The 9,765-nt window shown below is 69.6% G+C and carries 8 protein-coding genes; 4 read left to right on the top strand and 4 right to left on the bottom strand.

Annotated features, from left to right (window positions below; all coding sequences use genetic code 11):
* The 4 genes from mmsB to GBZ26_RS22315 form a co-directional block, all read right to left on the bottom strand.
* Positions 1–1,092 (bottom strand): multiple monosaccharide ABC transporter permease (gene mmsB, locus GBZ26_RS22330; protein WP_174440742.1); only part of this gene is annotated, 1,092 nt, incomplete at its 3' end.
* Positions 1,089–2,642, bottom strand: coding sequence for a multiple monosaccharide ABC transporter ATP-binding protein (gene mmsA, locus GBZ26_RS22325; RefSeq protein ID WP_174440741.1), 1,554 nt, complete (start codon positions 2,640–2,642; stop codon positions 1,089–1,091). The genes mmsB and mmsA, both read right to left, overlap by 4 nt.
* Before the next feature lie 78 nt (positions 2,643–2,720).
* Complete coding sequence (gene chvE, locus GBZ26_RS22320; protein WP_174440740.1) at positions 2,721–3,797, bottom strand: multiple monosaccharide ABC transporter substrate-binding protein; 1,077 nt, start codon at positions 3,795–3,797, stop codon at positions 2,721–2,723.
* Between the two features lie 115 nt (positions 3,798–3,912).
* Entirely contained in the window at positions 3,913–4,941 is a 1,029-nt protein-coding gene (locus tag GBZ26_RS22315) for a LysR substrate-binding domain-containing protein (RefSeq protein WP_174440739.1), read from the bottom strand.
* Between the two features lie 152 nt (positions 4,942–5,093).
* On the opposite strand from GBZ26_RS22315, the gene GBZ26_RS22310 reads away from it, so the two are divergent.
* The 4 genes from GBZ26_RS22310 (at position 5,094) to ytfQ (ending at position 9,719) form a co-directional block, all read left to right on the top strand.
* Complete coding sequence (locus tag GBZ26_RS22310; protein ID WP_174440738.1) at positions 5,094–5,975, top strand: SMP-30/gluconolactonase/LRE family protein; 882 nt, start codon at positions 5,094–5,096, stop codon at positions 5,973–5,975.
* A 40-nt stretch (positions 5,976–6,015) separates the two neighbouring features.
* The gene (locus tag GBZ26_RS22305; RefSeq protein WP_174440737.1) at positions 6,016–6,942 is read left to right on the top strand and encodes a dihydrodipicolinate synthase family protein; all 927 of its coding nucleotides are present in this window, start codon (positions 6,016–6,018) and stop codon (positions 6,940–6,942) included.
* Between the two features lie 37 nt (positions 6,943–6,979).
* The gene (locus tag GBZ26_RS22300; RefSeq protein ID WP_174440743.1) at positions 6,980–8,560 is read left to right on the top strand and encodes an aldehyde dehydrogenase (NADP(+)); all 1,581 of its coding nucleotides are present in this window, start codon (positions 6,980–6,982) and stop codon (positions 8,558–8,560) included.
* Positions 8,561–8,753: 193 nt separating this feature from the next.
* On the top strand, positions 8,754–9,719 hold the full coding sequence (ytfQ, locus tag GBZ26_RS22295) for a galactofuranose ABC transporter, galactofuranose-binding protein YtfQ (protein WP_040138170.1): 966 nt from the start codon (positions 8,754–8,756) through the stop codon (positions 9,717–9,719).
* Positions 9,720–9,765: the final 46 nt, after the last annotated feature.

Here is a 9,765-nt window from a genome sequence, read left to right as displayed (position 1 = left end):
CATGATGAAGGCGCCGATCACCGCCCCGGTCACCCGGCCCACCCCGCCCGAGGCCGAGGCGCCGCCGATGAAGCAGGCGGCGATCACGTCCAGTTCGAACGAGACGCCGGCCTTCGGCGTGGCGGTGTTCAGCCTTGCGGCGAAGATCAGCCCGGCCAGCGCCGCCAGCACCCCCATGTTGACGAAGGTGTAGAAGCTGAGCCGCCGGGTGTCGATGCCGGACAGCTTGGCCGCCTTCTCGTTGCCGCCCAGCGCGTAGACGCGCCGCCCGACCGTGGTGTTGCGGGTGACGAAGCTGTAGAGCGCGATCAGCACGCTCATGATGATCAGCACGTTGGGCAGACCGCGGTAGGAGGCCATCAGCTGCCCGACATAGATCAGCACGGCGGCCAGCGCGACGTTCTTCGCCACGAACAGCGGCAGCGGCTCCTGCTCGATGGCGACGCTCTGCCGGCGCAGGCGCGCCCTGGTGTTCATCGCCACCATCGCGGCGGCCACCGCCGCGCAGAGCAGCAGGCTGGTCAGGTGGAACTTGCCCAGGTTGAGGGCGTCGAGCGCCAGGAAGTCCGGGATGAAGCCGGAGCTGAGGCGCTGGAACTCCACCGGGAAGGGACCGACCGACTGGCCGGCCAGCAGGATCAGGCACAGGCCGCGGAAGACCAGCATGCCGGCCAGCGTCACGATGAAGGAGGGGATGCGCAGATAGGCGACCCAGAAGCCCTGCACCGCCCCGATCGCCGCCCCGGCCAGCAGGCACAGCAGCGTCGTGGTGACGAAGTCCAGGTGGAGCCGCACCATCAGCGTCGCCGCCAGCGCGCCGATGAGGGCGACGACCGAGCCCACCGACAGGTCGATGTGCCCGGCGACGATCACCAGCAGCATGCCCAGCGCCATGATGACGATGTAGCTGTTCTGCAGCACGAGGTTGGTCAGGTTCAGCGGCTGCAACAGCGTGCCGTCGGTCATGTACTGGAAGAACAGGACGATGGCGACCAGCGACAGCAGCATGCCGTACTCGCGCATGTGCGCCTTCACGAACCGTCCCATGGACACCCGCGGGCCGCGCGCCGGAAGGTTGAGTTCGGCACTCATGGCAGAGCCTCCCCGGACATCAGCGTCTCGCCGGAGCGCATGATCGCCCGCATGATCTTCTCCTGGCTGGCCTCCGCCGCCGGCATCTCGGCGACCATTTCGCCGGCGTTCATCACGCAGATGCGGTCGGCGACGCCCAGCAGCTCCGGCATTTCGGAGGAAATCAGGACGACGCCCCGGCCCTCGGCGACCAGCTGGTTGATGATGGTGTAGATCTCGTACTTGGCGCCGACGTCGATGCCGCGGGTCGGCTCGTCGAGGATCAGCACCTGCGGGTCGGCGAACAGCCATTTGCTGAGCACGACCTTCTGCTGGTTGCCGCCCGACAGGTTGACCGTCTCCTGGAACACGTCGGCGCAGCGGATGCGCAGCCGGCGCCGGAACTCCTCGGCCACCTGGACCTCGCGCTCATGGTCGATGACCCAGCGTTTGGCCACCCCTTTGAGGTTCGCCAGAGTGACGTTGTTGCGGATGTCGTTGTCGAGCACGAGGCCGAGATGCTTGCGGTCCTCCGTCGCGTAGGCGAGGCCGTTCGCCATGGCCCGGCTGATGGTGGAGACGTCGATCTCCCGCCCGTCGAGGAAGGCCTGCCCGCGGATGTTGCGGCCGTAGGAGCGGCCGAACAGGCTCATCGCAAACTCGGTGCGGCCGGCGCCCATCAGCCCGGCGATGCCCACCACCTCGCCGCGGCGGACGGTCAGGTTCACGTCGCGGACGACGCGCCGGCCGGGATGGGCCGGGTGGTCGGCGCTCCACCCCTTCACCTCGAACAGCACCTCGCCGGGCACGGTGGTCCGTTTGGGGTAACGGTCGGACAGGGCGCGCCCGACCATGCCGCGGATGATGCGGTCCTGGCTGACCGCGGCCTCGCGGCAGTCCAGCGTCTCCACCGTCGTGCCGTCGCGCAGGATGGTCACCCGGTCGGCGACCTTGGCGATCTCGTTCAGCTTGTGCGAGATGAGGATGGAGGCGATGCCGCGCGCCTTGAATTGCAGCAGCAGCTCCAGCAGGGCGTCGCTGTCGCTCTCGTTCAGGCTGGCGGTCGGCTCGTCCAGGATCAGCAGCTTGACCTCCTTGGACAGCGCCTTGGCGATCTCCACGAGCTGCTGCTTGCCGACGCCGATGTCGGTGATCAGGGTCTCCGGCGGGTCGTGCAGCCCGACCAGCCGCAGCAGCTCCCGCGCCCGCAGGGTGGCGGCGTCCCAGTCGATCACGCCGCGGCTTGCCTGCTCGTTGCCGAGGAACAGGTTCTCGGTGATCGACAGCAGGGGGACGAGCGCCAGCTCCTGGTGGATGATGATGATGCCCAGCCGCTCGCTGTCGGCGATGCCGCGGAAGCCCTGCGGCTGGCCGCGGAAGCGGATCTCGCCGTCGAAGCTGCCTTGCGGGTAGACCCCGCTCAGCACCTTCATCAGCGTCGATTTGCCGGCGCCGTTCTCGCCGATCAGCGCGTGGATCTCGCCCTCGCGGACCGACAGGTTAACGTCGTCCAGCGCCTTCACGCCGGGAAACGTCTTGGTGATGCCCTTCATCTCCAGGATGGAGTCCATGGGAATCCTCCGATCGCCCGGTCGAACCTCGGGCCGGTGGCGGGGCGCGCCGCTTGGCGCCCGCCCCGCGCCGCTTCGTCACTTGAACTGGGCTTCGGTGTAGTAGCCGCTGTCGACCAGCGTGCCCTTCCAGTTGGACGCGTCCACGCTGACCGGCTTCAGCAGGTAGGCCGGGACGACCTTCTTGCCGTTGTCGTAGGTCTTGGTGTCGTTGACCGGCGGCGTGCCGCCGCCCAGCACCGCGTCCACCATCTCCACCGTGATCCGGGCCAGTTCGCGGGTGTCCTTGAAGACGGTGGCGCGCTGCTCGCCCGCCAGGATCGACTTGATCGAGGGCACTTCGGCGTCCTGGCCGGTCACCACCGGCATCGGCTGAGACGGCGAGCCGTAGCCGACCCCCTTCAGCGAGGAGATGATGCCGATGCTGATCCCGTCGTAGGGCGACAGCACGGCGTCGACGCGGCGGTTGCCGTAGAAGGCGCTCAGCAGGTTGTCCATGCGGGCCTGGGCGGTGGCGCCGTCCCAGCGCAGGGTGGACACCTTGTCCATGCCCACCTGACCGCTGCCCACCTTCAGCTTGCCGCTGTCGATGTAAGGCTGCAGCACCGACATGGCACCGTTGTAGAAGAAATAGGCGTTGTTGTCGTCGGGGGAGCCGCCGAACAGCTCGATGGTGAAGGGACCCTTGCCGTCCTTCAGGCCCAGCGCGTCGACGATGTAGCTGCCCTGGAGCACGCCGACCTGGAAATTGTCGAAGGTCGCGTAATAGTCGACGTTCTCCGACCCGCGGATCAGCCGGTCGTAGGCGATGACCTTCACCCCGCGGTCCTTGGCCTGCTGGAGCACGTCGGTCAGCGTCGTGCCGTCGATGGCGGCGATCACCAGGACCTTGCTGTTCTTGGCGACCATCGTCTCGATCTGGGCGAGCTGGTTGGGGATGTCGTCCTCGGCGTATTGAAGGTCGGTCTTGTAGCCCTTGGCCTGGAACTGCTTGACCATGTTGTTGCCGTCGTCGATCCAGCGGGCCGAGGACTTGGTGGGCATCGCGATGCCGACGGTGGGCTTGTCCTGCGCCAGGGTCGGCGCGGCCGCAGCGGTCAGGGCCAGCACGCCGACGGCCATCCCGGCCAGTGTGGTCGTGAACGAAGAAGACATGGGCCGATTTCCTCCCCTTTCTGCGGCACCGGGTTGGCCACACCCGCGGCACTTGAACGGGTGTCGGGTGGCGCAATGTTTGTAAGGCTAGCAATCGGCCGAAAAACCATAACTGTCAAATACGATTATTGGCGCAATCCATATGCATTTGTATATCGCTTGAAGGGTCCGGCTGCGGCGTTTCCAGCGCGCGGCGCATCTTGGCGTCGGACGCCGCCCGCAAGGCGGCCAGGGCGGTGCGGGCACCCGGCGACAGTGGGCGGTCCTTCAGCCAGAAAATGCCGTAGGGCTCGACGCTGAAGCGCTTGTGGAAGGGCACGATGGTGCAGCTGCCGGTGGGCGAGAACACCTGGGCGAGCGCGCGGGCGAAGACGGTCACCGAATCGTTCTCGGCCACCATCGCCAGCGAGATGACCGGGGAGGCGCTTTCGATCACCTTGCGCGGCGGCGGGACCCCCTCGGCGCGGAACAGCGTCTCGACCCGGCTGCGCAGCAGGCTGCCCAGGGGCTGGAGAATCCAGGTGGCGTCCACCAGATCGGCGGCGGTCAGCGGACGGCCGAGGCGCAGCAGCGGGTGGCCGTCGCGGCAGACGAAGCACAACTCCTCGCTGCTGATCTCCTGATAGTCGAAGCACGCGGCGTCGGCATGGTCGGGCAGGCGACCGATCGCGAAATCCATCACGCCCTGCCGGACCCGCTCGGCCAGCACGTCGCTGGTCTCCACCGCCACGGCGATCTTCAGGTCGGGATGGTCGCGGGTCAGCGTGGTGATCACCGGCACCACCAACTCCACCGCCGGGGCCATCACCGTTCCGATGGAGACGCTGCCGCTGTGGCCGGCCAGCAGGTCGTTCAGCTCCTCCCCCGCCTCCTGCAGGCCGCTGAGGATCGTCCGCGCGTGGCGGATCATCAGGCTGCCGTACCAGTTCGGCTCGACGCCGCGGCCGTGGCGCTCGAACAGGGTGACGCCCAGCGACTCCTCCAAGTCACCCAGCAGCTTCGAGGCGGCCGGCTGCGACATGGTCAGGCTGGCGGCGGCGCGGTGCAGGTTGCGGTGTTCGTCCAGAGCCACGAAAAGCTGGAGATGGCGCAGCTTCAGCCGGGCCTTGAGGAACCAGTTGGCCGGGAAACGGTGCGGGGTCACGGGCGGGGGCCTCCGGTCTGGCGATGGCCCCGACATACGAAATCTCGTATCGCCGGTGCCGATATTCGTATTGGACGATTATCAGAACGCTCTCTATTGTTCGCATGGTCAACAAAATTCGGAACGGGACCGCGAGGGGGAGGCGACACGGCATGCCGCAGGAGGTTCGTTGCGTCTGGCCCGCCCGGGCGCTCCTGGGTGAAGGCCCGCTGTGGTCGCCGGGGCAGGGCGCCGTCTTCTTCGTCGACATCCACGGGTCGCGGATCCTGCGCCACAGGCTCCACGACGGGACCCAGACGGACTGGGCGCTGGAGGACGCCGCCTGCTGGCTGGTGGAGTGCGCCGATGGCGACGGCTTCATCGCCGGGCTGCGCTCGCGCCGGGTGGTCCGCCTGCGGCTGGAGCCGGGCCGCGCGGTCATCACCGCAGAACTGGCGCGGATCGACCCGGACCGGCCGGGCAACCGGCTGAACGACGCCAAGGCCGACGCGCAGGGGCGCCTGTGGATCGGCAGCATGGACGACGGAGAGGAAACGCCGTCCGGCGCCTTCCACCGGCTCGACCCCGATGGGGCGATCACCCGCGTGGATGAGGGCTACACCGTCGCCAACGGCCCGGCGCTGGCGCCGGACGGGCGGACGCTCTACCACACCGACAGCGCGGCGCGGACGATCCACGCCTTCGACCTCGACGGCGCGGGGCGGCTGTCCGGCAAGCGCGCCCACATCCGCTTCACCGAGGGCGACGGCTATCCCGACGGCATGACCTGCGACGCCGAGGGCGGCCTGTGGGTCGCCCATTGGGACGGCGGGCGGGTCAGCCGCTTCCGGCCCGACGGCACGCTGGACCGCGCGATCGCGCTGCCGGTGTCGCGGGTCACCTCCTGCGTCTTCGCCGGTCCCGCCCTCGACCGGCTGTTCGTGACCACCGCGGCGCATGGCCGCCCCGACGAACCGCTGGCCGGCGCGCTGTTCGAGTGCGATCCCGGCGTCCGCGGCCTGCCGCCCGGCCGCTTCGGGCATCCGCCCGGCTGACCCGGCCTGCAATCCACCCGACAGAAGGACCCCAACGGCCATGGCCACCAGCGCCCGCCCCTATCGGGGAGTGTTCCCCGTCGTTCCCACCATCTTCACCGAGACGGGGGACCTCGACCTCGCCGGGCAGACGCGCTGCGTCGATTTCATGATCGACGCCGGCTCCGACGGCCTGTGCATCCTCGCCAACTTCTCCGAGCAGTTCGTGCTGACCGACGCCGAGCGCGACGTGCTGATGGAGACCATCCTCGGCCACGTCGCCGGCCGGGTGCCGGTCATCGTCACCACCACCCATTTCAGCACCGCCGCCTGCGCCGCGCGCAGCCGCCGCGCCCAGGAGCTGGGGGCCGCCATGGTGATGGTCATGCCGCCCTACCACGGCGCCACCATCCGCGTGCCCGAGGCGGGCATCGTCGCCTTCTTCCAGCGGGTGTCCGACGCCATCGACATCCCGATCATGATCCAGGACGCCCCGGTCAGCGGCACCGCGTTGTCGGCGGAGCTGCTGGCCCGCATGGCGCGGGAGATCGCCAACGTCGCCTACTTCAAGGTCGAGGTGCCGCAGGCCGCCGCCAAGCTGCGCCGGCTGATCGAGCTGGGCGGCGACGCCATCGAAGGGCCGTGGGACGGCGAGGAGGCGATCACCCTGCTGGCCGACCTCGACGCCGGGGCCACCGGCGCCATGACGGGCGGCGGCTATCCCGACGGCATCCGCCAGATCATCGATCCCTTCCTGGCCGGCGACCGCGAGGCGGCGGTGGCGGCCTACGGGCGCTGGCTGCCGCTGATCAACCACGAGAACCGCCAGTGCGGGCTCGCCACCGCCAAGATCCTGATGAAGGAGGGCGGCATCATCGCCTGCGACGCCGTGCGCCACCCGCTGGCGGACCCGCACCCGGCCAGCCGCGCCGGCCTGCTCGACGCCGCCCGCCGTCTCGACCCGCTGGTCCTGCGCTGGGCGCGCTGAGGACGGCGCCCCCCCTCGCCAAACCAGGAGACCCATGATGACCATCACCGGCGAGATGCTGATCGGCGCGCGGAGCCACCGTGGTTCCGACGGCGAATTCCGCGCCGTCGATCCCGCCACCGGCGCGGACCTGGAGCCGGCCTTCGGCGGCGGCGGGGCCGCGGAGGTCGAGCGCGCCTGCGCGCTGGCCTGGGCCGCCTTCGACGCCTTCCGCGAGACCGGGCTGGAGGCGCGGGCCGCCTTCCTGGAGACCATCGCCGCGAACATCCTCGACCTCGGCGACGCGCTGATCGTCCGCGCCATGGCCGAGAGCGGCCTGCCGCGCCCGCGGCTGGAGGGGGAGCGGGGCCGCACCGTCGGCCAGCTCCGCCTGTTCGCCGAGACGGTGCGCGAGGGCGGCTGGCTGGAGGCCCGCATCGACCCGGCCCAGCCGGAGCGCAAGCCGCTGCCGCGGCCCGACGTCCGGCAGCGCCACATCCCGCTCGGCCCCGTCGCGGTGTTCGGCGCGTCGAATTTCCCTTTGGCCTTCTCGGTGGCCGGGGGCGACACCGCGTCGGCGCTGGCCGCCGGCTGCCCGGTGGTGGTCAAGGGCCATTCCGCCCATCCCGGCACGTCGGAGCTGGTCGGCCAGGCCATCCGGGCGGCGGTGGCCTCCTGCGGGCTGCCCGAGGGCGTCTTCTCGCTGCTGTTCGGCGTCGGCAACCCCATCGGAACGGCGCTGGTCACCGACCCGCGCATCAAGGCGGTGGGCTTCACCGGCTCGCGCGGCGGCGGCCTCGCCCTGATGGCGGCGGCGGCCCGGCGGCCCGAGCCGATCCCGGTCTATGCGGAGATGAGCAGCATCAACCCGGTTTTCCTGATGCCGGCGGCCCTGGCCGCGCGGGCCGAGGCGCTGGGCAAGGGCTTCGTGGCGTCCCTGACCATGGGCGCCGGCCAGTTCTGCACCAACCCCGGCATTCTGCTGGGCGTCAACGGGCCGGACCTCGACCGTTTCGTGGCCGTGGCGGTGGAGGCGCTGGGCGGCAGCGCCGCCGCGACCATGCTGACCCCGGCCATCCACGCCGCCTACGATTCAGGCGTGGCGCGGCTGTCCGGCAGCGCCGCCGTGGCGACGCTCGCCCGCGGGCTGGCCTGTTTCGGCCCGAACCAAGCGCAGGCCGCCCTGTTCGGCACGACCGCCGACGCCTTCCTCACTGAGCCGGCCTTGCAGGACGAGGTGTTCGGGGCGGCGTCGCTGCTGATCCGTTGCCCGGACGTCGCGGCGATGCGGTCCGTCGCCGAGCGGCTGGAAGGCCAGCTCACCGCGACCGTGCAGATGGAACCGGCGGACGGCGACGCCGTGGCCGCGCTGCTGCCGACCCTGGAACGCAAGGCGGGCCGCATCCTGGCCAACGGCTGGCCGACCGGCGTCGAGGTCTGCCACGCCATGGTCCATGGCGGACCCTTCCCGGCGACTTCGGACAGCCGGAGGACCTCGGTCGGGACGCTGGCGATCCGGCGCTTCCTGCGCCCGGTTTGCTACCAGGACATTCCCGCCGCCCTGCTGCCGGAGGCGCTGCGCGACGGCAATCCGCTGGGCCTGTGGCGGCGGATCGACGGCGTGCCCGGACAGAGGTGAGGGAAGGACCGGCAGCGCTTTGCCCGCATCGGGCGATCATGCCGGTTTCGGTATCGCTTCGGTCGAGAATCGTATTGGACAGATATGGTTTTCGACGCCTAATGTTGGTGCAACGAACAGATGTGAGCGGGCACAGGCGGGTCGCCGGGACTGCCCGGATCGATGACAAGACACCCCAGGGGAGTGAAACGGTATGTCCAGGACATGGTTGATCTCCGCCGCTGCCGCCGCGGCCTTGTTGATCGGGCTCGGCGGTGCGCAGGCCGCCGACAAGAAACTGGTGGTCGGCTTCTCGCAGATCGGCTCGGAATCGGGCTGGCGCGCCGCCGAGACCAAGACCGCCAAGACGGAGGCCGAGAAGCGCGGGATCGACCTGAAGATCTCCGACGCCCAGCAGAAGCAGGAGAACCAGATCAAGGCCGTGCGGTCCTTCGTCGCCCAGGGCGTGGACGCCATCTTCATCGCCCCCGTGGTGGCGACCGGCTGGGATTCGGTGCTGAAGGAGGCGAAGGAGGCGAAGATCCCCGTCGTCCTGCTCGACCGCCAGATCGAGACCCGCGACCCCGGCCTCTACATGACCGCCGTCACCTCCGACACGGTGCTGGAGGGCCGGGTCGCCGGCGAGTGGCTGGCCAAGCAGACCGGTGGCACCTGCAACGTGGTCGAACTCCAGGGCACCGTCGGCTCCTCCCCCGCCATCAACCGCAAGAAGGGCTTCGACGAGGTCGTCGCCAAGAATCCCGGCATGAAGATCGTCCGCACCCAGTCCGGCGACTTCACCCGCGCCAAGGGCAAGGAGGTGATGGAGAGCTTCATCAAGGCGGAGAACGGCGGCAAGGGCATCTGCGCGGTCTACGCCCACAACGACGACATGGCGGTCGGCGCCATCCAGGCGATCAAGGAGGCCGGGCTGAAGCCGGGCAAGGACATCCTGGTCGTGTCCATCGACGGCGTGCCCGACATCTTCAAGGCGATGGCCGAAGGCGAGGCCAACGCGACCGTGGAACTGACCCCGAACATGGCCGGCCCGGCCTTCGACGCGCTGGTCGCCTTCAAGAAGGACGGCAAGGCGCCGCCGAAATGGATCCAGACGGAATCGGCCCTGTTCACCCCGGACACCGCCAAGGCCGAGTACGAACGCCGCAAGGACGCCTACTGACCCGGCCGTCCCACGGCACCGCCGGCGAGGTCCCCCGTATGACGGA

Source organism: Azospirillum formosense (assembly GCF_013340925.1).
GTDB classification, from domain to species: Bacteria; Pseudomonadota; Alphaproteobacteria; order Azospirillales; family Azospirillaceae; genus Azospirillum; species Azospirillum formosense.
This window is presented reverse-complemented; position numbering and strand designations above follow the sequence as displayed.

What these genes read in the sequence shown, in the direction of transcription:
- mmsA (WP_174440741.1), bottom strand. Translation starts at nt 2,642, where the DNA reads ATGGACTCCATCCTGGAGATGAAGGGCATCACCAAGACGTTTCCCGGC.
- chvE (WP_174440740.1), bottom strand. Translation starts at nt 3,797, where the DNA reads ATGTCTTCTTCGTTCACGACCACACTGGCCGGGATGGCCGTCGGCGTG.
- GBZ26_RS22310 (WP_174440738.1), top strand. Translation starts at nt 5,094, where the DNA reads ATGCCGCAGGAGGTTCGTTGCGTCTGGCCCGCCCGGGCGCTCCTGGGT.
- GBZ26_RS22305 (WP_174440737.1), top strand. Translation starts at nt 6,016, where the DNA reads ATGGCCACCAGCGCCCGCCCCTATCGGGGAGTGTTCCCCGTCGTTCCC.
- GBZ26_RS22300 (WP_174440743.1), top strand. Translation starts at nt 6,980, where the DNA reads ATGACCATCACCGGCGAGATGCTGATCGGCGCGCGGAGCCACCGTGGT.
- ytfQ (WP_040138170.1), top strand. Translation starts at nt 8,754, where the DNA reads ATGTCCAGGACATGGTTGATCTCCGCCGCTGCCGCCGCGGCCTTGTTG.